The sequence below is a fragment of the Pseudomonas sp. MWU12-2020 genome (genome assembly GCF_023100605.1).
In the GTDB taxonomy this organism is placed as follows: domain Bacteria; phylum Pseudomonadota; class Gammaproteobacteria; order Pseudomonadales; family Pseudomonadaceae; genus Aquipseudomonas; species Aquipseudomonas fluorescens_H.
In genome coordinates this window covers 76,732-101,262 of sequence record NZ_JALMEX010000004.1, presented here as the reverse complement: position 1 = coordinate 101,262, position 24,531 = coordinate 76,732, and the positions used below count along the sequence as shown (strand labels likewise).

Genomic DNA, 24,531 nt, shown 5'->3' with positions numbered 1-24,531 from the left:
AAGAATTACTTGCAATAATGCACCCCACTTTTGTTCTCGGCCTCACGAGGCCTGGAAGAGCATCACCGTTTTTCTACCTCAGGTCCGGCCAGCATGACACGTAATCAATTCCCCGCTTCGCCAACCACACGACCTCGCGCCTGGAGCGCGGTGGCGGCCCTGCTGCTCAGCCTGATGCTGGCACCGACCGCCGCTTTCGCTGACGCCACTGCACCCGCTGCCAACCAATCGGCCGCCACCGCTCCACAGGACGTGCCGAGAAATCCTGATGGCAGCGTCGACACCTCTTCACTGCCGCCAGAAGTACAAGCGTCTCTGGCCAAGTTCGGTGAACTGGCAAAGCAGATCGATCCGCAACAGCTGGAAGCCGACAACTCCCTGGGCATGGCCCACGACCTGTCGCCCTGGGGCATGTACCAGAACGCCGACATCATCGTGAAAATCGTGATGATCGGTCTGGCCATCGCTTCCATCATCACCTGGACCATCTGGATCGCCAAAGGCTTCGAGCTGATGGGCGCCAAGCGTCGTCTGCGGGGTGAAATCACCGCCCTGAAAAAAGCCGCCACCCTCAAGGAAGCCAGCGCGACAGCTGCCAAAGAAGGCACCCTGGCCAACCTGCTGGTGCACGACGCGCTCGAAGAGATGCGCCTGTCGGTCAACAGCCGCGAGAAAGAAGGCATCAAGGAGCGCGTCAGCTTCCGTCTTGAGCGTCTGGTCGCTGCCTGTGGCCGCAACATGAGCAGCGGCACCGGCGTCCTCGCCACCATCGGTTCCACCGCGCCGTTCGTCGGCCTGTTCGGTACCGTGTGGGGCATCATGAACAGCTTCATCGGCATCGCCAAGACCCAGACCACCAACCTCGCCGTCGTGGCGCCGGGCATTGCCGAAGCGCTGCTGGCCACCGCGCTGGGTCTGGTTGCTGCGATTCCTGCGGTGGTGATCTACAACGTGTTCGCCCGCTCCATCGCCGGCTACAAGGCGCAGGTGTCCGACGCTTCGGCGCAGGTTCTGCTGCTGGTCAGCCGTGACCTCGACCACCAGCCTGAGCGCAGCAGCTCGCAACCGCACATGGTGAAAGTGGGGTAATCGGCCATGGGCCTGCATTTGAAAGAAGGCGCAGACGACGATCTGGCCGAGAACCACGAAATCAACGTCACGCCGTTCATCGACGTGATGCTGGTGCTGCTGATCATCTTCATGGTGGCCGCGCCGCTGGCCACCGTGGACATCAAAGTCGACCTGCCGGCCTCGACCGCCAAACCGGCGCCGCGCCCGGAGAAACCGGTGTTCCTCAGCGTAAAAGCTGATCAGCGTCTGTACATCGGCGACGACGAAGTCAACGCCGAAACCCTTGGTGCCGTCCTCGACGCCAAGACCCAGGGCAAGAAAGACACCACCATCTTCTTCCAGGCCGACAAGGGCGTGGACTACGGCGACTTGATGAGCGTGATGGATAAATTGCGCTCGGCCGGTTACCTGAAGGTCGGTCTGGTGGGCCTCGAGAGCGCAGCCAAGAAATGATCACGACGCGCCATAAGCTGACGCGTTACAGCGGTAGCCTGGCCGTGGTGCTGGGCGTTCACGCGCTGGCCATCGCGCTGGCGCTGAACTGGACCGCCCGCCCGCCCATCGAACTGCCGCCGCAGGCAATGGTGGTCGAGCTGGCACCGGTTCCGGCCCCGCCACCGCCTGCTCCGCCGAAAGTCGTCACACCGCCGCAGCCACCGGCTCCGGTTGAAGAGCTGCCGATTCCGAAACTGGCTGAAGCACCCAAGGCCGAGATTGCCGTACCGAAGCCGAAACCCAAGCCAAAGCCGAAACCGCAGCCACCCAAACCGGTCGAGAAAAAACCGGAACCCGTGAAGGAAAAACCTTCCGAGGAAAAACCGGCCGACACGCAACCGACCCAGGCACCGACGGAGAAATCCGCCCAGCCGGCACCGGGCCCGTCGCCCGCACAATTGGCCGCCAAGGCCAGTTGGCAAGGCACCCTGCTCGCGCACTTGGCCAAGTACAAAAAGTACCCGCAAAGCGCGCAGGCACGGGGCAAGGAAGGCCTGAACCGTCTGCGTTTCGTGGTGGATGCCGAAGGTAATGTGCTGTCGTTCGAACTGGTAGGCCGCTCCGGCAACGCCGATCTGGACCGAGCCACCCTGGAAATGATCCGCCGCGCCCAACCGCTGCCCAAGCCACCGGCGGACATGTTGACCAACGGCTCGATCGAAATTGTCGCGCCGTTCGTTTACTCCCTCGAGAGACGCCGCTGATCCAATGTGGGAGCGGGCTTGCTCGCGAAAGCGTCGTGTCAGTCGACATCAATGGTTATGACACACCGCATTCGCGAGCAAGCCCGCTCCCACAGGGGTTATGTATCGACAGTGGGATCGAGAAGGCACCGAAAGGTGCCTTTTGCCTATCTGGCAACGGCAAACTCACATTGCCCGGTGTCGCATTCCTCACTCAGTCTGATAACGTGCGTCTATCGATTGCAGCCGTTATGCTTGGCCCGCAACTTCATGGACGCTTGCTATGACTCTCACAGAATTACGCTACATCGTTACCCTCGCCCAAGAGCAGCACTTCGGCCACGCCGCCGAGCGTTGCCACGTCAGTCAGCCGACCCTGTCGGTGGGCGTGAAAAAACTTGAAGACGAACTCGGTGTGCTGATTTTCGAGCGCAGCAAAAGCGCCGTGCGCCTGACTCCGGTCGGCGAAGGCATCGTCGCCCAGGCGCAGAAAGTCCTGGAGCAGGCCCAAGGCATCCGTGAACTGGCCCAGGCCGGCAAGAACCAGCTGACCGCCCCGCTGAAAGTCGGCGCGATCTACACCGTCGGGCCGTACCTGTTCCCGCACCTGATTCCGCAACTGCACCGGGTCGCCCCGCAGATGCCGTTGTACATCGAAGAAAACTTCACCCATGTGCTGCGCGACAAACTGCGCAACGGCGAACTCGACGCGATCATCATCGCCCTGCCGTTCAACGAAGCCGACGTGCTGACTCTGCCGCTGTACGACGAGCCGTTCTACGTCTTGATGCCGGCCCAGCACCCGTGGACGCAAAAGGAGTCCATCGACGCTGCCCTGCTCAACGACAAGAGCCTGCTGCTGCTCGGCGAAGGCCACTGCTTCCGCGACCAGGTGCTTGAGGCCTGCCCGACCCTGACCAAGGGCAACGATGGCGCCAAGCACACCACGGTGGAATCCAGCTCGCTGGAGACCATCCGCCACATGGTCGCGTCCGGTTTGGGCATCTCGATCCTGCCGCTGTCGGCGGTGGACAGCCACCACTACGCCCCCGGCGTGATCGAAGTGCGTCCACTGTCTGCGCCGGTGCCGTTCCGCACCGTGGCAATTGCCTGGCGCGCGAGCTTCCCGCGGCCGAAAGCCATCGAAATCCTCGCCGACTCCGTTCGCCTGTGCTCGGTGGCCAAGCCCGCCGCACCGGTTACGGCCGGTTAAGCCAGGGTCATGACCGAGCTGTCGCAAGTGTCGGTGACGGCACTCAAGGGTGTCGGCGAAGCCATGGCCGAGAAACTCGCCAAGGTCGGCCTGGAGAATCTCCAGGACGTGCTGTTCCACCTGCCGCTGCGTTATCAGGATCGCACCCGCGTGGTGCCGATCGGCCACTTGCGACCGGGCCAGGACGCCGTGGTCGAAGGCACCGTCAGCGGCGCCGACGTGGTCATGGGCCGGCGTCGCAGCCTGGTGGTGCGCATGCAGGATGGCACCGGCGGGCTGAGCCTGCGCTTCTACCATTTCAGCAACGCGCAGAAAGAAGGCCTCAAGCGCGGCACGCGGATTCGCTGCTACGGCGAAGTACGGCCCGGCGCTTCGGGGCTGGAAATCTACCACCCGGAATACCGCGCCATCACCGGTGACGAACCGCCGCCCGTGGATGAAACCCTGACCCCGGTCTACCCGCTCACCGAAGGCCTGACCCAACAGCGCCTGCGCCAGTTGTGCATGCAGACCCTGACGCTGCTCAAGCCAAACACCCTGCCCGACTGGCTGCCGACCGAACTGGCCCGCGACTACCAACTGGCGCCGTTGGCCGACGCGATCCGCTACCTGCACAACCCGCCCGCCGACGCCGATGTCGATGAGCTGGCCCTCGGTCATCACTGGGCCCAGCATCGGCTGGCCTTCGAAGAGCTGCTGACCCATCAACTGTCGCAACAGCGTCTGCGCGAAAGCATGCGTTCACTGCGCGCGCCAGCGATGCCGAAGGCGAAACAACTGCCACCGAAATACCTGGCCAACCTCGGCTTCAACCCGACCGGCGCCCAGCAACGCGTCGGCAACGAAATCGCCTACGACCTCAGCCAGCACGAACCGATGCTGCGGCTGATTCAGGGCGACGTTGGTGCGGGCAAAACCGTGGTCGCCGCCCTCGCGGCGCTGCAAGCACTGGAGGCCGGTTATCAGGTCGCACTGATGGCGCCGACCGAGATCCTTGCCGAGCAACACTTCATCACTTTCAAGCGCTGGCTCGAACCGCTGGGCATCGACGTCGCGTGGCTGGCCGGCAAGCTCAAGGGCAAGAATCGCGTCACCGCGCTGGAACAGATCGCCAGCGGCACGCCGATGGTGGTCGGCACCCACGCGCTGTTCCAGGACGAAGTGCAGTTCAAAAATCTGGCACTGGTGATCATCGACGAACAACACCGCTTCGGCGTGCAGCAGCGTCTGGCGCTGCGGCAGAAAGGCGTCGGCGGGCGCATGTGCCCGCATCAACTGATCATGACCGCCACGCCGATTCCACGCACCCTGGCGATGAGCGCCTACGCCGACCTCGACACCTCGATCCTCGACGAACTGCCGCCCGGTCGTACCCCGGTCAACACCGTGCTGGTCACCGACACCCGTCGCGTCGAAGTCATCGAACGGGTGCGCAGCGCTTGCGCCGAAGGGCGTCAGGCCTATTGGGTGTGCACGCTGATCGAAGAGTCGGAAGAGCTGACCTGTCAGGCCGCCGAAACCACGTTCGAAGACCTCACCGCCGCCCTCGGCGAGCTGAAAGTCGGGCTGATCCACGGGCGCATGAAGCCCGCCGAAAAAGCGGCGGTCATGGCCGAATTCAAGGCCGGCAACCTGCAACTGCTGGTCGCCACCACCGTGATCGAAGTCGGTGTGGACGTGCCCAACGCCAGCCTGATGATCATCGAAAACCCTGAGCGTCTGGGCCTCGCGCAGCTGCACCAATTGCGCGGCCGCGTCGGCCGGGGCAGCGCGGTCAGCCATTGCGTGCTGCTCTACCATCCGCCGCTGTCGCAGATCGGCCGCCAGCGCCTGGGCATCATGCGCGAGACCAACGACGGTTTTGTCATCGCCGAAAAAGACCTCGAACTGCGCGGCCCCGGCGAAATGCTCGGCACGCGCCAGACCGGTCTGCTGCAATTCAAGGTCGCCGACCTGATGCGCGACGCCGACCTGCTGCCCGCCGTACGCGATGCCGCGCAAGCTTTGCTCGAGCGCTGGCCGACTCACGTCAGCCCATTGCTCGACCGCTGGTTGCGCCACGGGCAGCAATACGGCCAAGTGTGAGCACCGTCGCAGTTTGTGCAGGATCGTTCCTACAGAGCTGGTTATACTCCTGCCATTGTTTCAAAAACGGATACACACCATGACCGAAGCCGCTCTCGCCCCCGAACTCCCGCACGCTCCGTCCGTCATTCGGCTGCTGCTGGGCAAGCTGGGCATCGCTTACGAAGAAGTGCTCGACCACCACGGCCTCAATGCTTCGCGCAAGGTACAAGCCGTATTGCTGGACGATGCTGTGGGCGCGCTGATGGTGCTGTTTCCGCAGAGCCAGTTGCTCGACCTCAATCGCCTCGCCGAACTGACTGGCCGACGCCTGACCGCCGTGTCCACCGAGCGCCTGGAAAAGATGCTCGGCAAACACAGCCTGAGCCTGCTGCCGGGCCTGCCGGCACTCACTAGTTCGCCGTGCCTTTACGAAGAAAGCCTGCTGCGTGAACCGAAGCTGCTGATCAACTCCGGCGAGCCGGGCCTGCTCCTGGAAATCGCCAGCGAAGACTTCAAGACCATGCTGACCAAGGCCAGCGCCGCCAATTTCGGCGAAGCCCTGAGCAGCATCCGTCCGAACCTTGATCGCCCGGACGATGACCGCGAGGAAATCACCCAGGCTGTGCAGGCGTTCACTGCACGCCGGATTCAGCAGCGTCTGGAAGCGACCATCGAAATTCCGCCGCTGGCCGAGACGGCGCAAAAAATTATCAAGTTGCGCGTCGACCCCAACGCCACCATCGACGACATCACCGGCGTGGTCGAAACCGACCCGGCGCTGGCTGCACAAGTGGTGAGCTGGGCCGCATCGCCGTACTACGCGTCGCCGGGCAAAATCCGTTCGGTGGAAGACGCGATCGTGCGCGTGCTCGGTTTCGATCTGGTGATCAACCTGGCGCTGGGCCTGGCCCTCGGCAAGACCCTGAGCCTGCCGAAAGACCACCCGCAACACACCACGCCGTACTGGCAGCAGTCGATCTACACCGCCGCCGTCATCGAAGGCCTGACCCGCGCCATGCCGCGCGCCCAGCGCCCGGAAGCCGGCCTGACCTATCTCGCCGGCCTGTTGCACAACTTCGGCTACCTGCTGCTGGCCCACGTGTTCCCGCCGCACTTCTCGCTGATCTGCCGTCACCTGGAGGTCAACCCGCACCTGTGCCACAGCTACATCGAGCAGCACCTGCTGGGTATCAGCCGCGAACAGATCGGCTCGTGGCTGATGCGCTACTGGGACATGCCCGATGAACTGGCCACCGCCCTGCGCTTCCAGCACGACCCAAGCTACGACGGCGCCTACGCCGAATACCCGAACCTCGTCTGCCTGGCCGTGCGCCTGCTGCGCAGCCGCGGCATCGGCTCCGGCCCCGACGAAGACATCCCCGACGCCCTGCTCGAACGCGTCGGCCTGACCCGCGACAAAGCCAACGACGTCGTCAGCAAAGTCCTCGAAGCCGAAGTCCTGCTGCGCGAACTGGCCTCGCAGTTCAGCCAGGCCTGAAGGCAAACAGGCCCGCTCCCCCAGGATTTATACAAATCCCTGTGGGAGCGAGCCTGCTCGCGATGAATCCACCTCGGTTTCCTGGATGTACTGAACCCCTGTGGCGAGGGAGCTTGCTCCCGCTCGACTGCGCAGCAGTCGCAAACCAGCCAGCAGGGTGTGTCAGGCAAAACTCGGCTTTCAGGTTTTGGGGCCGCTCCGCAGCCCAGCGGGAGCAAGCTCCCTCGCCACAAAAGCTCTTCTCATCAAGACTCGGCTCAAGCCTTAGGCTTGGCCTTCCTCGGCTTCAAATACTTCATCAACCCCTGAAACCACATCACCAGCGCCGGATTCCCCTTCAGCTGAATCGACTTATCCTGAATCCCCTGCATAAACGCCAGTTGCTTGTTCTTCGCCTGCATCGTGGCAAAGGCATAACCCGCATCCTTGAACGCAATCGCAAACGCCGGCTCCGCCACCACCCCAGACTTGCTGGTAACGCGCTGATTCTTCACCACGAAATGCCGCGCCACTTTCCCGTCCAGCGTCTGCAGCTGAAACACCAGATCCTTGTCACCCAACTGCTGCTGGAACGCAGGATTTGTCCGGCTGGCCTTACCCATCAACAAACCCATCATCCACAGAAGAAAACGAAATTTCATGCGCACAGCCTCAAAAGGAAAATGAACGGCCGGGGCAGTGTAAGGGATTCAGACGATAACGCCACTATCCGCCGCTATTGGAGGATGATGCGGCCCATTTCCCGCACGATGACCGCCAAGTCACGCTTCTAAACTCCACGTCCTACACCTGTTGAAACACATCCCTGTAGGAGCTGCCGAAGGCTGCGATCTTTTGATCTTCCGGCCTGCAAACCTATGGGAAATTTCCTGCAAGGCGTGGTGTTGTGCGTGAACTAGGCAGGATGAGGGTTCATCGATAGCCTCAATAGGTCACCACGAATTGGTGATACGGACGTGCAAGTCCAGACTCGTTATGCATTCAGTTATGGCTATTCGCCGGGCGTTTTCCTATGCTCGCGAACTGTTATGGCGGCTGTGTATGGGAGGCCTTCGGGTCTGCCGGTTTCCGAGTCCGGTCTTGCACACCTATACACAGCTGCCACCCTCTCGAAGCAAGCGAAACGGTGTTGGCTCCATAACTCGGAAAATACCTATGATCAAACCAACACCCAATCCCCCCGACACCCCAGACATATCGCCCTACGAATCGCTGGAATCCAAGAAATTCCACGAGGCCGCCGAACTCGCCCTCGACCACCACTTCAAACCGCGCACCGAATCCCAATCCAAACGCGAAACCGGCCTCTTCAGCCTCACCCCCGGCACCGATGCCGAAGCCCTGATGGCCAACGCCTCCGAAGACCTCCTGTCCATCAGCGCCATCGCCTGCGACCTCGCCGACGACCTCCACGGCTCCCGCCGCTCGGTAGCACTGGCCCTGAGCAGAATGGCGGATGGGGTGCGATTGATGGTGGAAGGGACGCTCGACCACATTGAAGTGCGGAACCTGGCAGCCAAGTCGTAGCGGGATTTACGGATGAAAAAAGGGGACGTTAAGTCCCCTTTCTGCACCTATCGGTAAAAAATCCAGACACAAAAAAACTGCCAATCAGGCAGCTTTTTCGAGAATCCGAAACCTTCAGCCGGCCAGTCGACCGACAGGCTCGAAATCACTGCCTTTGGACAGTGCGACATCCAGAAAGCGGCTGCGCTTACCGGAACGTTTGGCCAAAACCTCACGAGCTTCGGCCTGGAACCGGGCAGCCATCATAGGCTTGGGTTCATGTTTGGACTTTTTCATGGAAACCTCTCGGGTCTCGAAATTTGACTGGATAGTATTACCGCTCAACCCCAATAACAAGCCGGCCCGTCGGATCAAAGCCAAACCCTAAACTCTCATACAACGGTATAGCAGCGGCGGCTGGTTCTTGAACTTCAATTTCCGTACAACCTATTAAGATCGCGTAGTTTTCAATCGCGGTTAGCGCCAAAGCAGCCACGGCTCCTCGCAACGGATGAGATCTGTCCGGCTTGCCCTCCAGAATCACAATCTTGATGCACAGCTTGCTCTTGCGAGGTGAGGCATAACACAACCCACATAATTCCCGGTCGAACCAAAGCGAGACATCAAAGCCTCGGATGTCAGCCTGCTTCCATTGATGCACGTCATGCCATGGGTATAGCGTAGCCTCATCCCCCCACAGATCGGCGGCTTCGATGGCAGCAAGAGTAATGGGCTCATAACGAATTTGAGTTGTATCAATACCTCTGGTTATGAGGTTCTGGTTCTCGCGCGCCAGAGCTTCCGCTGCCTTGCGCGCCTCAGATCGCCAGATCTGGTAGCGATACCCGTTCCCTCGATTCTTGGACATGGACAACCACTGGCAATTTTCAAGCTCGAGAGCGTAGCGGCGTTTGAAGGCTTTTGAACATCAACAGAAATACCCTGACATTGATTATCTGGTCCGAGCAATCCGCGGCCTCTAGCTTCAGCCGCCTACGCCATCGCCCAACGGCAGGACGACACCAACACCACTTCAACACCGCCACATTGCATAACATCGCGCTGGGTGTAGGCATCCTTCCGGAGCGGCGAAAGCTGGAAGCGAAAGCAGCAGCGCAAGGCTGCCCGCCAAATAACGATGACTCATGAAGACATCCTTTTCGCCGTTAACCGACCCGCTGTTTAGTCATGCACTTTGCATAGCCGTCGGCGAACTTGGCATCGAATGACAGCTCCACTGGCTCCTCCAGTTCCGCCGAGGTGTTGAGCAATACCCGAGTGGCCGGGGTGTATTTGATCCAGCCGATGGTGCCGGTACCGTCGGTGTCAAAGAGCAACTTCGCACGCACCACTTCGCCGTCATCTTCATCAATCAGCAAGTTGACCTTGTCCTTGCTGACATAGCGAAACGGGAAATTGCTGCTCCTGACCATTTCGGTGAGATAGCCATAGCAATTCGCTGCCTCGGCGGATGCCGGGATGGCGCAGATAAGTGGCAAGAGTAAAAGAGCATTCGGCGTGAGCCGAATGGAAAAACGGTTCATCCAATCATCCTTAATCAAGCGGCGGCGATTACAAGTCTTTGAACATCAGCAATCGGAACTCGTTGTTCACAAACTCGTAGTAGCGAGTCCTGTAGCGGGTTTCCAGCTCATTGCCCTGTGCGTCTTCTTCAGTATCGGCGGAAATGCCGGAAACGATGAGCATGCGACTGTCGGGCTGGTAGACAATGCCGAAGGTGCTGCCGTCGTAGGCATTCAACAGACCACCAACGACTTCCCCAGTCTGGGCGTCCAGCATTTCGCCGCAAATGGCGTTGCCGCCGCAGCCGAGCCTGTGCAGGATGTAATGGCCGGCGAAGTTGACCTTGCCTTTCAGGGCTTGTGCCCGCGCTTGGTCCATCATTGGGCTGCTGTTTTCTTGCGGCACCAGCTTATGGTTGGGGCCGGTGAAAACTGGCGTGACGGTGTAATCCTTGAAGGTTGGATCTGCAGCGAAGGCCATGGCGGTTGAAATTGCCAAGAGACTGCCCGCTACCAGTGACAGCCAGTTCATACGCAACAATAGTGTTTTCACTTCCTATCCTTCGAATTGATCAATTCCAACTCACCATCCCGATACAACACCTCACACCCCATCCACGCCGGATCCACCTGCGGCATCACCGCCGACGGCTTGCGCAACTCGCGCAACAACGTCGAGCCATGCGACAAGCGCCCGCCCATCCGCGCAATCACCGCCCGGGCGGTCTGATAGTGCGCGTGACGCCCGGGATCGAGGGTGTCTTCGAGCAAGATGTCCTCGCCGAGAATGCCTTGCGCTTGCCCCGGATAAATCATGAATCCGGTCGCTTGCTCCGCACCTTCGCGACCGTCCTGCCAGAAGCTGCCATCGCGGGTGCGCACGTCGGGATGCGGCGCGAACCAATGTTCGCGATCCGCCATGGGCATGGCGTGGTGCAGACGGAAGAAGATGCGCATCAGATTGTCGCGATACCACTCGCGTACTTGCAGGTAGTAACCGCGCAGGCCCGGCAGGCCGGTCGAATGCGCGAGGCGGATCAGCCCGGACCATTGTGGGAATGACTGTAGCGGCAGTTCGCTCGACGCGGGTCGCGGGGTAGCCGGATCGGTTTCCCACGGCAGTCGATGAGGACTGTTTTCCAGATTGTCGTACGCGGTCGGCGGGCGGCCCAGCCAATCACCACCGCTGCTGGCCAGTGCAGTGGCAATGCACAAATTGCCTTGCACCACGAACACGTAGAACCGGGTGAACCAGTCTGCTAATTGCTGGCCATTGGCACTTTGGGCGACCAGTTCGGCCAGCTCCCGATCGCAGCGCTGCAAACCGTTTTCAAGGTTCAGCAAATGGCCGCGAGCCTTGCGTTGCATACGCAAAAACAACGGCAGCGAACGCAACATCCGCAGCGGTTGCCACGGCAGATGCGGCGTCGCACCACCAACTTCACCGGCGTAGTTATCGGCGCTGATGCCCCAGTCGGCCAACCGGGCAAGAAACAGGTCATTGTTGATGTAGGACGCGCCGCCGAACACAGCAGTGAACGTCTCGTTGTCCTGCAGCACCCGCGCATCCCAACGCGCCATGATCGCCGGAATACTCGCAGCGGCTCGGCGCTGGGCGTACTCCACCAGCACGCTCGGTTGCGGTGGCAGGATCTCGGCGATGTTCGCGGCGGTGAGGTGCCGGCGCCAGCCGTAGTCGCTGATCGGCCGGTATTGCAGCAGCCAGAGTTGCGAGCCGTCCCAGGCCCATTCGACGTCGCCGGGCACGTAGTGGAACACGCGCAACACGTCTTGCAGAAAGCGCCAGAGCCGGTCTTCGGTCAAGCCGTGGGACGGCATGAACGTGCCGCTGCGCCACGCATCACCTAGCCGCGAAAGCGTTGCTCGTGAGGGACTGACGTGACCGTCGGCCAACGATTCGAGATGGCCTTCAACCCATTCCAGTTCTACAGACAGATGTCGCACGAAGGCGATCCCGGAAACTACCGGCGTGATGAAGCGTTGCACCACCACTTCCTCGACGCCTTCGGCCGTCAGTTCGGCGATACGTTTCGGCACATTGGCGGGCGGCTCGCGCAGATAGGTGGTGCTCAAACCGGCATTCGCCGAATCGGCCTGATCCTCGCCATAACTGGAGGAGCGCACCGCCCAGGTCACGTCGGGTTGGGCAGCGAGAAATGTTGGCAGACGCGGATCATTGCAATCGTTGAGCGTCAGCGCCGCCGGCACAGCTTGCCGCGCCAGTTCAGCCAGGCGCAAACGCCCGCCCTTGGTGTGCGCAACAAACCCGCGCTCGCCCAACTCCAGCCATTGCGCGAACTGCGCGGGCGAGTCGATCCACGGGTAATGGCCCCAACCGGGTTTGAGGCTGATAGTCAGATCAGCGCGAGCGAGAATCGCCGACCACGCCGCCGCTTGCTCGATGCCAAGCACCGCGTCCTGATCGCCCCAAACCAACTCGACCGGATCGGTGATCCACTCCAGCAGCGGCAACGCAGTATCTGCGCGAATCAGGTCCCAATGCGGCACGAACGCACGGCAACGCGCATAGCCGGCGCCCATGCGCTGGTACTGCGCGGGCGTCCAGGTCTGGTTGGAAAACTTGCGCGCGAACAGTGTGGGCTGGTTCGACAGCAGCCAGTGAATGGTCTTGCGGATCGGCAGCGGCGACATCAGTGCAGGCAACCGCCGCTGCCACAGAAACGCACCGACTGGCGCCAACAAAACGCTGCGGGAAAAGTGCCCCGGCCGACATTGCAACGCATGCAACACCAGCAACGCATTGACCCCGACCGCCATGATCGCGCTGCCCTGCTGTGTCATCGCCAGCAAGGTCTGCGCGTAGTCCGCCAGATCCTCACAGGGCGGCTGCGGATTGGCGCCGAAACCCGGCAACTCCAGCGGCACCACTTCGTAACGCTTGAAGTGCGGCAGCGCGTCATCCCACCAATCGGCGGCGCTGCCGTTGCCGGCCAACAGGTACATCAAGGGCTTGCTCATGAGCGATCCTCAGGTCAGATCGCGCAGAGCGGCGTCGAGGGTTGGAAAGCGGAATGTGTAGCCAGCCTCGGTCAAACGCTGCGGCACCACGCGCTGACCGTCGAAGAACAGCTGCGCCATCTCCCCTGCCATTGCACGCACTGGCGCGGCGGAAATATGGAACCACACCGGACGCTTGAGGACCTTGCCGGCCTGCTCGGCGAACGCTGCCTGACTGACCGTTTCCGGCGCCACCATGTTGTAGGTGCCGCGCAGATTGTCGTCATTGAAAGCCCTTGCAATCACCTGAAGCACATCATCGCGATGCACCCAACTCATGATCTGCCGACCATCGCCCATGCGCCCGCCGAAGCCCAAGCGGAACGGCAGCAGCAACGGCGTCAACGCGCCGCCCGGGCCGAAGACCACGCCAAGACGCAGCACCACCTGACGCACGCCAGACTCAGTGGCCGGTTGCGCGGCGGCTTCCCAACGCGCGCAGAGTTCGGCCATGAAACCGTCGCCCTTGCTGGCGTGTTCATCGAGGCTTTCGCTGGCATCGCGCACGCCGTAGAAACCGATGGCCGAGGCTTGAATCCACAGTGCTGGTTTGTGCTCGGTGTTCTTCAACCAAGTCATCAACGCTTCGGTGGTGCCGACTCGGCTGGCGAGCAGTTGCGCCTGACGCTTGGGACTCCAGCGTGGACCGGCGACGGGCGCGCCGGCGAGATTGATCACCACGTCGAAGGTTTCGTCGTGGCTGAGTTCGCCGAGCGAATACACACAGCGGACGCGGCCGTTGAACAAGGTGGCGGCGCTCAACGGATCACGCGTTAGAACGCTAATTGAATGACCGGCGTCGAGTAACTGGTGGACTAAAGCTTCACCTATAAACCCTGTGCCGCCGGTGATCAGTACGCGTTTGAAAGCGCTGCCAACAAACGGGTTGGATGTGCTCGGAGTCTTTACTGAAGGGGATTTTCGGCGGTCATGGCGATACAGCCAAACCAGCGGCGGCAACAACACCAGCAACGCAAAACCATCGAGCCACAGGTGCGACCAGACCTGTTGTTGCGCTGAAAGCCACATGTCCTGCGGCGCCCATAACAGGATGCCGGCGATCAACCATCCCCACGCCATCGGGGCTTTCGAGCGATTGCCGATGTGCACCAGCGCGAGCATATACAGCGCATAACTTTGCAGCGTCGCGCCGAACAGCGCGAGCCACCAGACTTGTTGTTCGTGGCCGGCGACGGGCACCGGGTCTGCGCCCCAGAATGCGAGTTCGAGAACTTGAAGATAGCCGTCGAGTAAACCGGAGTGACCGGCCCAGGTCAGGGTGAGGCCGGCGAGTATGTGCGCGATTGCGGCGGCATATAGCCAGAGTACTAACGCTGGGCGAAGGGAGATCGAGGGGGCTGGCATTCCGTGTCCTGAGCGCATTCCTTGGGGGTGGGGAGTTTAAAGGAATGCGTGGGGTTTCGGGGGTTGTCAGTAGCAGTAGCTGGGTTGGATTGGTGTGGAGGAGTTTTTCTTCAAGTGTTCCAAACCGAAACGCGCGCCATCACTACCCTTCGCGAGGGCCATTTGGTAACAGGCCATGGCTCGAGATGGATCTTTGGTACCCCATTCGCCGCTAGCGAAGGTAGATCCCAACTTGCTGATCGCGTTGGCATTGCCCATTTTTACGGCGCCCATCAGTGCTTGCTCTGCAAGCGCAGGATTTTTGCAGGGACCGTCGGATGTTAGTTCGTTGCCATCGCAGTAAAACTCGGAAAGTCCCATCGCACCGTTCGGCAAAGTAGTGGCCGCTGCTTTGAATAGTGACTCTAAAGTATCCGTCGGCACCTGCGGCGCCATGCCCGAGAGGCTCAAAATAGCGGCTTTATAACTGGCAAGTGGGTCTCCGGAGTGTGCTGCACATAACAAGTTTTCCAGCGTGGCCTCATACAACTCAACGGTGCGAGGCTGGTCTTCCGGTGCAGCCAATGCTTCGAACGCCTCGGCACGCTGGAAACAGAGACTTTCTTCCTTGCTCATCGTCGGCGTACTCGCCGCGACCAGGTCTTTCTCGCGAATAGACCAGTCTTCAACGCCTTCAAGCACCCAGCACGCCTGACGGGAAAAATTGAAGACTTTGACGTTGCTCCAGCCGGCGCGTCGATCCACAACAGTTGAGTGGCTGTCGTCGTATTCCCAAATCACAACACCCGGCGTTTTGCGAGATTCAATAGATGCCATCAACGGATAGGCCAATCCGGCGCCCTTCTCGCCCGTGGTCACAGGCTCGAAACGTCCCGGCTCGGCTTTTGGCTTTAACACCATCGACTTGACGGTAAACGCGGTGAGCCGGCGCTGTGCTTCGATATCGGCAGAAAACACTGCCAGGAAGGGTAAGAAATCCTCGGATGGGCAAGCATTACTGGCGCTGACTTTTTCGGATAACTGCGCCGACGGTGCCGGCACAATCTTGTCCAGATACGCCGAGCGCTCACGGCTCATTCTGGCGATACACGAGTTGACCGCGAACACATGCGCCGGCATCCCCGTCTCGATCTCGAATGCCTCCAAAGGGCAGTTCGCATCGCGCAACTTCAGCCATGCACGTTGCGATTCTTTAACCTTCGCTGCGTACTCCGCTCCCAATGCCGGATCCGCTCGATAATCAGACTCAAGCCGCGCCATCAATTGCTTGTAGCTGAGGTTCAACTGCGTATCGGCAGCCTTCTTCGCCGCCTCCGAGCAGGGCACCATTTCCAGGCTTGATGTGACATGGCTGCAGTCGTCCTGCGCATAGGCCGCTGAAACCGGCAGCAGCACGGCCAGAAGGGTAAAAACGAAACGGTTCACTGTGTTCATCCTTGAGTCATTCAGGCTTTGCGCTCGGCGAGCCGGGGCCAAACAACGTTCACGCATAATAAAGAGTAGCCTGCCCTATTAAACGCAAAACATTGGCAGCCATCGCTATTTAGCGCCATTTATTTTCTTGATATAAGATTTTATCAACCCTGCATTAACATAAGGAAAATGTTGCTCCTCACCTTCTTGATATCCTTCCATCCCACTCAGATTCTTATCAAATCGGACAAGCTTATTCACAACCAATTTATTGTCCGCACTTTTTTCATACCCATAAACTTGATAAAGGGTCCCGTACGTTCCAATTCCTCTGCTCGTAATTTCCCAAGAAACCAAAACAAGCACATTTTTCTTACCCTTAACTGGATAAAAGAAAATCGACTCAATTTTTGGGTCTGACCCAGCCACATCGTATTTATCGACAAGACTTCTATTTTTTTTATTGTCGATCCCAACAACATCCAGAACCAGAGAAACAGGAAACTCCTCGCTCGTCGTCTGCAGGAATGATAATTCACCCCCATTTACGACGTCAGTTCTAAATGGTCCTTGGATTACCGTTCCCTGAAGATATTCCACATCTTGCGCACTGCTGGAGTGCGCCAGAAGGAAAACAAAAGCAAACATAAATACACGGAGCATAGCAGAACGACCTCTTAGTTAATGTTCATAAGTGCAGCGAGTGCTTGAAACCTACTGTTCCTGTCCGCATATCCATTTTGGCCGCCATTCACCATTTGGGGAAATTGGGGACAAACCACGTTTTTCGGATACTACTAAAAGGTGGTCTGGCCCTATTTCACTCCTTCCCGCCTACCAACGACAAACAGTCCAAACGCCGCAAAGGCAGACTCTTCACCGTCGCCAATGACATCGACTCGGAAGACCTCCTGGCCAACGCCTCCGAAGACATGTTGTCCATCAGCGCCATCGCTGCCAAATTAGCCGACGATGTCGAAGGCCCCAACCGCTCCGTAGCGTTAGCCCTTAGCCGAATTGCCGATGGCGCGCAGCTTATGGTGGAGCGTGCGCTGGATCATCTGGAGGAGTTAACTGCGGCGAGGCAGGAAGTGAAGACGTAAAGATAAGAAGGGGGCGGATTCAAATAAATCCGTCCTCCGTTAAGCTATTTTTCGGTCAGTTATTCAGCTTTGCAACGCACTTCTCATAAAGCTCTGAATACTTTTTGTCGTACACCAATTCAACCGGCTCATCCAGATCAGCCGATAGAAAATGGGGACAGACCACGGTTTTCGAGCAATTTCTAAAACGTGGCCTGTCCCCATTACACTGCGGGTCAACTTACGGCATCACTGCCGAAGGCTTACGCAATTCCCGCAAAAATGTCGAGCCATGGATTAAGCACACGCCCATCCACGCGATCACCGCACATACGCCTCGGTGGTGCGCATGCCGCCCAGGATCGAAACCTCCCTCACGTCGCTATTTCGCCCGTTCAGCAACGCGTGCAGGCACTTTTCCGGCTTTACCTTCCGCGATCATGGCGTCAGAGTATTTTTTGTAATATTTCGCAGCCTCGGAAGTTTCTTTCAAATTCCACAAAGAGTCCGCGATATTGAGCATCAGCACAGTCCGCTTACCAACTACTTCGATTTCCCGATAGATCCTCAGTGCGGACGAATCATCACCTGCTTGTGCTAGATAGAAACCGACATTGTTCAAGGCTTGGACGTTCTTACTGGCCGGGTAGCAACTCATATAAGATTCGACCCCCATGAATAGTTGGTCTTTTACAGCACGTCCTTTCGCAGACGCATTATTAATCGATTCCACTGACTTTATTAGGTTGTTAGGAGAAATCGTCTCCAAGTTCGGCACAATCACCTCTCCCCCATCGGTCAACCAATTTCCCCCTTTCCAACTTCCAGAACACGCTTCAGCGGAGCGTGACAAAAGTACGCAACCAGTATCCATTGAAACCATATCGCAATAATTATTCTCGGTGGCAACCACCTCTTGCCCATTGCTCAACTCTCCAAATACAGTTCGCTGAACCAACGCATATTTTTTGCTGGGTGAAAGAGAATCAGAGTTAATACCTACGCCAACTGAAGCTTTGTTCCCATTATCGTATAAATCATAGCTGTCGTTGATCTTGGAGAAGGTAGCGCGCTTCCATACAGCGGTACCTTGATCCCAAGAAGAAAACTTGAGCATCGCACCATCGGCACTCGTCAAACTCGAATCTGCGGCATTACAAAAAGATCCAATTGAAAAAACTAGACATGTACCTATAAAAAATTTTGCCTTTAACATTTTCAAAGCCCTGCCTTTAAGTGATTATAACGGAGAGATGGATTCGTCATTCTTCTGTTATTACCATACAAATCGAGAACCTTCCGCTCATTCGCGCCGTGCGCCGCCCCCCAGGTATCAATATTCCTACTTACCGCCGGATTCTGGGAGAAAAACGTGTCGAGCGCTGCACCTAAATCATCCTTGACAAAGGCGGGCCTATTTATATCATGATCAAGTACTACAGCCTTTCCTAAAGGAGACTTAAATAACTTTTCGGCACTAAAGCTGTACCCCGAGGGCACTTTACTCAATGCAGCATGCAGCCTATCAATAAAATCCATTATTTGTATTTCCACGTATAGCGGGCTTGCAATTGCACACGCCATCGCAGAAACTGGTTGGCAATCAATTACCTTGCCAAAGGTCGCTTCATTACATCCAAGTTGCAGGTTTTCTTTTAGTGCCTGTTTTTCCAATTTAGCGCCGTTAGCTCGAGCCTCCCCCTGATAATATAATTGCGGGGATACACCAGCTTCATCTAACTTCCAACCTTTAGATTCAAAAAATTCTACATATGCATCTGGATATTGATCCTTGAATTTTTTAATTTGATCTGGCAGCTCACCGCCACCGGTGACTTTCATTGTTTTCTGCATCGCTCCCGCAGTGATCACTTCACTGTCATAACACTGTACCCCATTGATTTTTGCTTCATTCCCCGACATGACAACAATGATTTTCTTTTCATCCGCTGTAATCCTCCCCGCAGATACTAGCTCATCCCATTGAGGAGCACTGCCTAACTCTTTATCACCGGTATGTAGTGGGCCATAATGGGTCATAGTGCTAGAATTCCAACGAGTCACTTTGACAATAGCATTGCACTCGCAGATTTTTTTGGCGGTCATATTTTTTATGAATTCAACCGGATGAAAATGCCAAACTACATCTGAACTAACAGCGGCCTTACCAGACAGCTCACTCCAAAAAACATATTTGCTTATCCGTTCTTTTTCGTGCTTCAACGTTTTTGGAGATGCTTCTAGTAATTTATCCAACTTACTCCACTTAACCGACTCCGCCTTGTCCTTCCACTCAGTTGGATGGTGAGCAATGAGCTTCGCCCAGTGATCTCTCATATCAACATTTTTCAATGCCTCAGAGAGTTCATTGCGATCAACATCCCCGTCGTGGTTTTTATCAATTTTGACGAAAAGATCTTTGAAGAACTGAGGCATGTCTTGAGGGTCGAGGAATCCATCGGCAACGGTGTTTGTTTCTTCCACGATCTGAAAACCCAATTTCTCCCAGTCGTGCTGAGTGATGAGCGTTGCGCTAGATTTTTTAACAAGTCCCTTTAACGGTTGATCGTCTTCCACCACACTGACGTCATACCAGCTTTCATCGCCTTCCTTGATCACGGGAGCCTTGCTTAAATCAACAACATGCTCCTTTTTGACCGGAATACTACCGGTAGCAGGCGCCTTTTTCTTGATCTCAGCTCCTGCCAAAAGATGCAGATATTGTTTACCTATCTTCAAATCAGCAGCGTTTTGAAGAAAATTTTTTACGTCGACATCAGCAGTGAATATCTCGACATGAACCTGATACTTATTGGTTACGCCGCCATCTTCGCCTGTGAGGTTTTCTGTCAGCCCTAAGTATCCGATCGGATCACCTGCCTTGATACCGGTACTTGCAGGCTCTACAGAATTGAAGCTACTCGGGATTACATCCCAGGCAACATATTCGTTTTCCACAATCACCCAGAAGCTGGGAGGAAGGTTTCCCGTCCCAGCCAAGCTACCGCTGCTGGTACATTTCGCCATTCTACGAATTGTCCCTGCAACATTGAGGTTCAGTACCTCTTTGCTTTCAAATTCCACAGAACTTTGAGGGTTAAGTTGCAGCGAGCCAATCTTATCACCGGCATTCTGCCCATTTTGGGCAGAGATAGGACCCTGATAAAGATCCAATCTTGTCAACGCGGTTCCTTTCACCTTACCTTGCCAATATTTTGGCTTTAAACGCTCCGGGATCGGGTCTGCCAGCCATATACGTGCGGGTTTGGAGTTTTTGTAGGGTTCTCCGTCTTTCAAGTATGCGAACCAAACCTCTTTGCCAGTCTCGCGAACTTTGTGACCGCTTTTTTTCACGCTACCTGACAGGATTTTGCCTTTTGCGTAGGTAACTGTGCCTAGGGCCTTTTGATCCAGTATTTCAAGTTTGGTCCCCGCAACGAGCTTGCCGACGTTCTGAACGCTACTGGATTCAGGGAAATCGTCGTAAGCGTTGAAGTCACTTACTTTCATGGTCACTTGAGGCTTCGGAGTTTCTTCCTCAGTCAGCGGATAACGCTTGAAGGGCAGAAGGTGCATGTACAAGCTGTAGAAATTCAGCTTGTTTTGCTTGCCTTTATTCGGTCCGTCTTCTGGGTTCGGCGCAGATTTGTACTCATGTCGCACCAAACAAAACGAGTTGGAATACTTCAGTTTTTTCTCATTTTCACCGAACGTAGACTCCAAATAATCTTCGTTAAGTCGGTAGGCCACGACTTCACCGTCGGCCATACACCGAATTGGTTCGTTCAAGATGCACTGAGGAGCGCTGGCATTGCTGATGTGAATGCCGCCATGCCAGAACTTGTTGCTGCCTAGCAAGTAGTGGCCAGCAGTTTCAGCCTCGAGGGCTTTGTAAACCTCCTCCGCATCAGCGAACTGTTTACCGTCAGCTTTTCTGAACGGATATTGAAAGTTCATCAGAGGGGCGGGGCCTGCCGGTGCAGGTGCTGCCGACGGCGCGGGAGCTGGCGTGGCACCTGTCCGATATTCCTCCTTAGCTCTCAGAAATTTTGTTGGAACAGGCCAGTAGTAAGCAGGCGGGTTAGTTCCAAAGAATGCTTCTGAAGGTCCGTTAGTGGTCTGAGCACCAAAAATTTTTCCTTGACGCGTCGCCGCGTTGTACTCCATGACAATGCCAGTATGAAACAGACGACGACTACCTCCCGTTAGAGGAAGTATGTCAATCCAAAGAGCAATGTCCCCTTTCTTGACCTCTGTCGGCGGCACTACGGTGTAAAAGCGAGAGGAGGCGTTCATAGCTCTCGTCTCCTCATACTCAATCTGATAGCCCGCGCCAGTGAGCAGAAGGTTCACCATATGTGAACAATCGATCAGTTTTTTTCCCGCCGCGTTGGTTTGGGTGCCATTACCTCCCATCAGGTAGACGTAATCACCGCCGGTGTACTGGTTTCTTAAATCGAGTGGTTCGGTCATTTCTGCATCCTGCAAATTAATAGCAATAGCTGGTCTTGGTAGAAGCAGCAGCGTCTTGCGCGTTTAAACGTTTCAGATTTCCGGCAGCGGTGTCGTTACCCTTGTCAGCGGCGAGGCGATAGCAGGCAAGCGCTCTGGACATGTCTTTGGTAACGAGCCTTCCTTCTTCAAACGAGTAACCCAAGTAATTCATCGCATCTGCCGAACCCATTGATGCAGCGCGAATAAGCTCTTTTTCGGCTTGCTCTGGATGTCGGCAAGGCCCTTCGGGTACAGGGTTGTTCCCGTAGCAATAGAAAGTCGAAAGAGAGGCTGCACCGTCGGCAAGCGTTGTCGCGGCAGCCTTGAAAAGCGCCTCGACTTTTTCCGTTTCCAACTGTGGTGCCATTCCAGAAAGACTCAGACCCGCAGCACTCAAACTTGCTTGTGGGTCTCCAGAAGCAGCAGCGCACACATAGTTTTCCAGCGCAGCCACAAACAGTTCACCGGTTAGCCGATACTGCTCTAACCCACCTAACCCAGCGAAGGCTTGCGCGCGCTGATAACAAAAATTCTCGGAGGTGTTCATGGTCGGCGTACTCGCCACTACGAGATTTTTCTCACTAATCGACCAATCCTCAACACCCTCCAAAACCCAACACGCCTGGCGAGAAAAGTTAAAGATCTTGATGTTGCTGTTACCTGCACGCTTATCAACAACGTTGAAGTGACTGTCGTCAACCGCTTCGACTTCGACACCTTCTGTCTTACCTGTGGCTACGGGCGCCATCAGTGGAAAGGCCAATGTCGAGCTTTTGACTCCCGTCGTTTGCGGCTCAAAATTTCCGCTCTCCCCAGCAGGTTTCAAAACCAGCGATTTCACCGTCATCGCAGTCAACCGCTGCTGAATTTCAGCATTCGCAGAGAACGCCGGCAGGAACTGGGAAAAGTCCTCGGACGGACACTCATCCGCATAAGCGCTTCCATGAACCAGGCTCAACAGCGAGGCGGTGAAAGCCGCTACGGCGAAGCCATTGCTCTTCTTCAACAAACCATTCATGTCGATCACTCAGAAAATACAAAAAAAGCCTTCGGTTTAACCTTCTCAGGCGACGCATTCAACAACGCCTGATCCATCAAACTCCCCGCCTTATCCTTATCCGCCGCCCCCGGCAGCACCGGCGGTTTAATCCCGATCCCAGTCCCACTCCCCGGCGAGCCACCCGCATTAATCTTCACCACCGGCCCAACCACGGTCACACCACCACCATCGAGCTTGATAAAGCTCCCACCACCAAGAATGGTCAGCTCCGTCCCCGCCTCAATAACAATCTTGTCCCCAGCCTTGAGGTGAATCTCTTTCCCCACGCTGGTGAGCTGCGCAGTCCCCAGCTTCACATGCTGGTTCTGCCCAACCGTGAGGTGATCATCCAGCTTCGCTTCGATCTTGCGGTCGCTGATGGTGGTGCGGTGCTCTTCGGCCTTCAGCTCGGTGTAGGTGTTCTTCACCACGGTGTCGTGACGTTCGTTGCCGACGCGGATTTTCTGGTCGTGCTCGATGTTTTCGTCCCAGTCGCGCTGGGCGTGGATGAAGATTTGTTCGGCACCTTTCTTGTCTTCGATGCGCAGTTCGTTGTACCCGCCGCCGCCCGGGGAGCTGAGGGTTTTGAAGACGCTGCGGGTTTTGTTGGCCGGCAGGGCGTACGGCACCGGGTTTTCCTTGTGGTACAGGCAGCCGGTGGCGAGGGGTTGGTCGGGGTCGCCTTCGAGGAAGGTGACGAGGACTTCCATGCCGACGCGCGGAATGCTGATCGCACCGTAGCGGTCGCCGGCCCAGGAGCTGGAGACGCGTAGCCAGCAGCTGGTTTTGTCGTCGGCGAGGCCTTCGCGGTCCCAGTGGAACTGGACTTTGATGCGGCCGTATTGGTCGCAGTGGATTTCTTCGCCTTTGGGGCCGGTGACCATGGCGGTCTGGCTGCCGAGCACGCGCGGTTTCGGGTGTTCGAGGGCCGGGCGGTAGAACACGTCCCACGGGGTGGCGAGGAAGGTGTTGCGGTAGCCCTGGTGGAAGTCGTCCTTGTTGTCGGTGGTGTCGCTGGTCACGCCTTCTTCGAGGACTTGCGGCTGTTTGCCTTCGTGGAAGATTTCGGTGAGCAGCCACAGGTCGTTCCACTCGCTGCGCGGGTGGTCGGACAGGGCCATGAAGTGGCCGCTGACCAGTTTGGTCTGGTCGCCGCGACCTTCGGCCTGGCGGTAGTCGGCGCGGTGGCGTTCGAGGGCGCGCTGGCTGAGGAACTTGCCGCGTGCGCGGTCGATGAAGCGGCCCGGGTAGTCGTAGTCTTCGAGATCCGGTTCAGCGTCTTTGCTATCGAGAGCGCCGTCCGGTTTGTAGGCCGCTTCCATTTGCAGGCGCGGCTTTTCGAAGTCGTAGTCGCGGCGCGTGGTGCGGCTGGTGCGGGTTTCCAGGCGCAGTTTGAAGCCTTTGATCACCGGTTCTTCGGCGACCATGCCGCTGCCCTGTATGTAGGCAGTCGGCTGGCCAAGGTCGGGGAACACGGTCTGGTCGTCGCCGAACACCAGCAGGTGGGCTTTTTCGCTGTGCTGGAAGTGGTAGTGAATACCCTCCTCTTCGCACAGGCGCTGGACGAAGTGCAGGTCGGTTTCGTCGTACTGCACGCAGTAGTCGCGATCCGGGCACGGCTGGCTCAGTTGGAAGCTGTAGGCGTTGCCCTTGATCCCGTGTTCGTCGAGGATCAGTGCGATGATTTTCGGCGCCGACATCTGCTGGTAGATGCGCTGGTTGGTGCGGTGATGCAGGTATTGCAGTTGCGGTACCAGCGAGACCTTGTAGCGGGTCAGGCGCTTGCCGGCATCGCCCTGGGCGACGCGGTAGATCTGGCCGTGAATGCCCGAGCCCTGTGGATCGAATGCGAGAAACGCCTGTTTGTGCAGGAGCTTTTCCAGATCCAGATCGGGGTTTTCGCTGACCAGTTCGAGGTCAAAACGAAACGGCTGGCTGATGCCTTCAGTGCCGGTGAACGACAGCACTTGCAGGTCGCCCACGTAGTCTTCGACCTTGAGGCTGAAGTGGGTTTCGTTAGCTGGGTTGAACATAAAGCGCTCC

21 protein-coding genes are annotated in these 24,531 nt (G+C 57.3%); 8 read left to right on the top strand and 13 right to left on the bottom strand.

What is annotated here, in order from left to right:
* The first annotated feature begins 93 nt into the window (after nucleotides 1-93).
* The 6 genes from exbB to M0814_RS10740 all read left to right on the top strand — a co-directional run bounded on the left by exbB (nucleotide 94) and on the right by M0814_RS10740 (nucleotide 7,027).
* Nucleotides 94-1,089 carry a tonB-system energizer ExbB gene (exbB, locus tag M0814_RS10765; RefSeq protein WP_103483726.1) on the top strand — a complete coding sequence of 332 codons (996 nt, stop codon included), beginning with the start codon at nucleotides 94-96 and terminating at the stop codon, nucleotides 1,087-1,089.
* A gap of 6 nt (nucleotides 1,090-1,095) precedes the next feature.
* Nucleotides 1,096-1,524: a TonB system transport protein ExbD gene (exbD, locus tag M0814_RS10760; RefSeq protein ID WP_103483727.1), complete on the top strand. Its 429-nt coding sequence runs from the start codon at nucleotides 1,096-1,098 to the stop codon at nucleotides 1,522-1,524.
* Nucleotides 1,521-2,270, top strand: a complete 750-nt coding sequence (locus M0814_RS10755) for an energy transducer TonB (RefSeq protein ID WP_103483728.1) — start codon at nucleotides 1,521-1,523, stop codon at nucleotides 2,268-2,270. Before exbD ends, M0814_RS10755 begins: the two co-directional genes overlap by 4 nt.
* A gap of 262 nt (nucleotides 2,271-2,532) precedes the next feature.
* Complete coding sequence (locus M0814_RS10750; RefSeq protein ID WP_027610401.1) at nucleotides 2,533-3,462, top strand: hydrogen peroxide-inducible genes activator; 930 nt, start codon at nucleotides 2,533-2,535, stop codon at nucleotides 3,460-3,462.
* 9 nt (nucleotides 3,463-3,471) lie between these two features.
* A complete protein-coding gene (gene recG, locus M0814_RS10745) occupies nucleotides 3,472-5,547 on the top strand; it encodes an ATP-dependent DNA helicase RecG (protein WP_103483729.1) in 2,076 nt (691 codons plus the stop codon).
* A 79-nt stretch (nucleotides 5,548-5,626) separates the two neighbouring features.
* Nucleotides 5,627-7,027, top strand: a complete 1,401-nt coding sequence (locus M0814_RS10740; protein WP_003229520.1) for an aminoacyl-tRNA deacylase and HDOD domain-containing protein — start codon at nucleotides 5,627-5,629, stop codon at nucleotides 7,025-7,027.
* A 257-nt stretch (nucleotides 7,028-7,284) separates the two neighbouring features.
* Here the strand turns inward: M0814_RS10740 and M0814_RS10735 are convergent, their stop codons facing one another.
* Entirely contained in the window at nucleotides 7,285-7,668 is a 384-nt protein-coding gene (locus M0814_RS10735) for a helicase (protein ID WP_003229522.1), read from the bottom strand.
* 514 nt (nucleotides 7,669-8,182) lie between these two features.
* On the opposite strand from M0814_RS10735, the gene M0814_RS10730 reads away from it, so the two are divergent.
* Nucleotides 8,183-8,554 (top strand): DUF6124 family protein, encoded by a 372-nt coding sequence (locus tag M0814_RS10730; RefSeq protein WP_103483767.1) that lies wholly within the window; start codon nucleotides 8,183-8,185, stop codon nucleotides 8,552-8,554.
* Between the two features lie 114 nt (nucleotides 8,555-8,668).
* Here M0814_RS10730 and M0814_RS10725 read toward each other — a convergent pair whose 3' ends face one another.
* The 8 genes from M0814_RS10725 to M0814_RS10690 all read right to left on the bottom strand — a co-directional run bounded on the left by M0814_RS10725 (nucleotide 8,669) and on the right by M0814_RS10690 (nucleotide 16,536).
* Nucleotides 8,669-8,830 (bottom strand): hypothetical protein, encoded by a 162-nt coding sequence (locus M0814_RS10725; protein WP_177434699.1) that lies wholly within the window; start codon nucleotides 8,828-8,830, stop codon nucleotides 8,669-8,671.
* A 37-nt stretch (nucleotides 8,831-8,867) separates the two neighbouring features.
* A complete protein-coding gene (locus tag M0814_RS10720; RefSeq protein WP_103483730.1) occupies nucleotides 8,868-9,401 on the bottom strand; it encodes an N-acetyltransferase in 534 nt (177 codons plus the stop codon).
* Nucleotides 9,402-9,699: 298 nt separating this feature from the next.
* Nucleotides 9,700-10,077, bottom strand: a complete 378-nt coding sequence (locus tag M0814_RS10715) for a hypothetical protein (RefSeq protein WP_103483731.1) — start codon at nucleotides 10,075-10,077, stop codon at nucleotides 9,700-9,702.
* A 28-nt stretch (nucleotides 10,078-10,105) separates the two neighbouring features.
* Nucleotides 10,106-10,588, bottom strand: a complete 483-nt coding sequence (locus M0814_RS10710) for a hypothetical protein (RefSeq protein WP_103483732.1) — start codon at nucleotides 10,586-10,588, stop codon at nucleotides 10,106-10,108.
* A 17-nt stretch (nucleotides 10,589-10,605) separates the two neighbouring features.
* The gene (locus M0814_RS10705; RefSeq protein ID WP_103483733.1) at nucleotides 10,606-13,056 is read right to left on the bottom strand and encodes an alpha/beta fold hydrolase; all 2,451 of its coding nucleotides are present in this window, start codon (nucleotides 13,054-13,056) and stop codon (nucleotides 10,606-10,608) included.
* A gap of 9 nt (nucleotides 13,057-13,065) precedes the next feature.
* Nucleotides 13,066-14,460: a TIGR01777 family oxidoreductase gene (locus M0814_RS10700; RefSeq protein WP_103483734.1), complete on the bottom strand. Its 1,395-nt coding sequence runs from the start codon at nucleotides 14,458-14,460 to the stop codon at nucleotides 13,066-13,068.
* A gap of 66 nt (nucleotides 14,461-14,526) precedes the next feature.
* Complete coding sequence (locus tag M0814_RS10695) at nucleotides 14,527-15,894, bottom strand: lysozyme inhibitor LprI family protein (protein ID WP_247868481.1); 1,368 nt, start codon at nucleotides 15,892-15,894, stop codon at nucleotides 14,527-14,529.
* Nucleotides 15,895-15,999: 105 nt separating this feature from the next.
* Complete coding sequence (locus tag M0814_RS10690; protein WP_103483735.1) at nucleotides 16,000-16,536, bottom strand: hypothetical protein; 537 nt, start codon at nucleotides 16,534-16,536, stop codon at nucleotides 16,000-16,002.
* A gap of 104 nt (nucleotides 16,537-16,640) precedes the next feature.
* Between M0814_RS10690 and M0814_RS10685 the strand changes: the two genes are divergently transcribed.
* Entirely contained in the window at nucleotides 16,641-16,976 is a 336-nt protein-coding gene (locus M0814_RS10685) for a DUF6124 family protein (protein WP_247868487.1), read from the top strand.
* A gap of 361 nt (nucleotides 16,977-17,337) precedes the next feature.
* Here M0814_RS10685 and M0814_RS10680 read toward each other — a convergent pair whose 3' ends face one another.
* The 4 genes from M0814_RS10680 to M0814_RS10665 are packed head-to-tail and all read right to left on the bottom strand — an operon-like array spanning nucleotide 17,338 to nucleotide 24,521.
* Nucleotides 17,338-18,171: a tetratricopeptide repeat protein gene (locus tag M0814_RS10680; protein ID WP_247868480.1), complete on the bottom strand. Its 834-nt coding sequence runs from the start codon at nucleotides 18,169-18,171 to the stop codon at nucleotides 17,338-17,340.
* A 2-nt stretch (nucleotides 18,172-18,173) separates the two neighbouring features.
* Nucleotides 18,174-21,428 (bottom strand): EF-hand domain-containing protein, encoded by a 3,255-nt coding sequence (locus M0814_RS10675; protein ID WP_103483737.1) that lies wholly within the window; start codon nucleotides 21,426-21,428, stop codon nucleotides 18,174-18,176.
* 16 nt (nucleotides 21,429-21,444) lie between these two features.
* The gene (locus tag M0814_RS10670; protein ID WP_103483738.1) at nucleotides 21,445-22,467 is read right to left on the bottom strand and encodes a tetratricopeptide repeat protein; all 1,023 of its coding nucleotides are present in this window, start codon (nucleotides 22,465-22,467) and stop codon (nucleotides 21,445-21,447) included.
* A 5-nt stretch (nucleotides 22,468-22,472) separates the two neighbouring features.
* Nucleotides 22,473-24,521, bottom strand: coding sequence for a type VI secretion system tip protein VgrG (locus M0814_RS10665; RefSeq protein ID WP_103483739.1), 2,049 nt, complete (start codon nucleotides 24,519-24,521; stop codon nucleotides 22,473-22,475).
* Nucleotides 24,522-24,531: the final 10 nt, after the last annotated feature.

What these genes read in the sequence shown, in the direction of transcription:
- exbB (WP_103483726.1), top strand. Translation starts at nt 94, where the DNA reads ATGACACGTAATCAATTCCCCGCTTCGCCAACCACACGACCTCGCGCC.
- exbD (WP_103483727.1), top strand. Translation starts at nt 1,096, where the DNA reads ATGGGCCTGCATTTGAAAGAAGGCGCAGACGACGATCTGGCCGAGAAC.
- M0814_RS10755 (WP_103483728.1), top strand. Translation starts at nt 1,521, where the DNA reads ATGATCACGACGCGCCATAAGCTGACGCGTTACAGCGGTAGCCTGGCC.
- M0814_RS10750 (WP_027610401.1), top strand. Translation starts at nt 2,533, where the DNA reads ATGACTCTCACAGAATTACGCTACATCGTTACCCTCGCCCAAGAGCAG.
- recG (WP_103483729.1), top strand. Translation starts at nt 3,472, where the DNA reads ATGACCGAGCTGTCGCAAGTGTCGGTGACGGCACTCAAGGGTGTCGGC.
- M0814_RS10740 (WP_003229520.1), top strand. Translation starts at nt 5,627, where the DNA reads ATGACCGAAGCCGCTCTCGCCCCCGAACTCCCGCACGCTCCGTCCGTC.
- M0814_RS10735 (WP_003229522.1), bottom strand. Translation starts at nt 7,668, where the DNA reads ATGAAATTTCGTTTTCTTCTGTGGATGATGGGTTTGTTGATGGGTAAG.
- M0814_RS10730 (WP_103483767.1), top strand. Translation starts at nt 8,183, where the DNA reads ATGATCAAACCAACACCCAATCCCCCCGACACCCCAGACATATCGCCC.
- M0814_RS10725 (WP_177434699.1), bottom strand. Translation starts at nt 8,830, where the DNA reads ATGAAAAAGTCCAAACATGAACCCAAGCCTATGATGGCTGCCCGGTTC.
- M0814_RS10720 (WP_103483730.1), bottom strand. Translation starts at nt 9,401, where the DNA reads ATGTCCAAGAATCGAGGGAACGGGTATCGCTACCAGATCTGGCGATCT.
- M0814_RS10715 (WP_103483731.1), bottom strand. Translation starts at nt 10,077, where the DNA reads ATGAACCGTTTTTCCATTCGGCTCACGCCGAATGCTCTTTTACTCTTG.
- M0814_RS10710 (WP_103483732.1), bottom strand. Translation starts at nt 10,588, where the DNA reads ATGAACTGGCTGTCACTGGTAGCGGGCAGTCTCTTGGCAATTTCAACC.
- M0814_RS10705 (WP_103483733.1), bottom strand. Translation starts at nt 13,056, where the DNA reads ATGAGCAAGCCCTTGATGTACCTGTTGGCCGGCAACGGCAGCGCCGCC.
- M0814_RS10700 (WP_103483734.1), bottom strand. Translation starts at nt 14,460, where the DNA reads ATGCCAGCCCCCTCGATCTCCCTTCGCCCAGCGTTAGTACTCTGGCTA.
- M0814_RS10695 (WP_247868481.1), bottom strand. Translation starts at nt 15,894, where the DNA reads ATGAACACAGTGAACCGTTTCGTTTTTACCCTTCTGGCCGTGCTGCTG.
- M0814_RS10690 (WP_103483735.1), bottom strand. Translation starts at nt 16,536, where the DNA reads ATGCTCCGTGTATTTATGTTTGCTTTTGTTTTCCTTCTGGCGCACTCC.
- M0814_RS10680 (WP_247868480.1), bottom strand. Translation starts at nt 18,171, where the DNA reads ATGTTAAAGGCAAAATTTTTTATAGGTACATGTCTAGTTTTTTCAATT.
- M0814_RS10675 (WP_103483737.1), bottom strand. Translation starts at nt 21,428, where the DNA reads ATGACCGAACCACTCGATTTAAGAAACCAGTACACCGGCGGTGATTAC.
- M0814_RS10670 (WP_103483738.1), bottom strand. Translation starts at nt 22,467, where the DNA reads ATGAATGGTTTGTTGAAGAAGAGCAATGGCTTCGCCGTAGCGGCTTTC.
- M0814_RS10665 (WP_103483739.1), bottom strand. Translation starts at nt 24,521, where the DNA reads ATGTTCAACCCAGCTAACGAAACCCACTTCAGCCTCAAGGTCGAAGAC.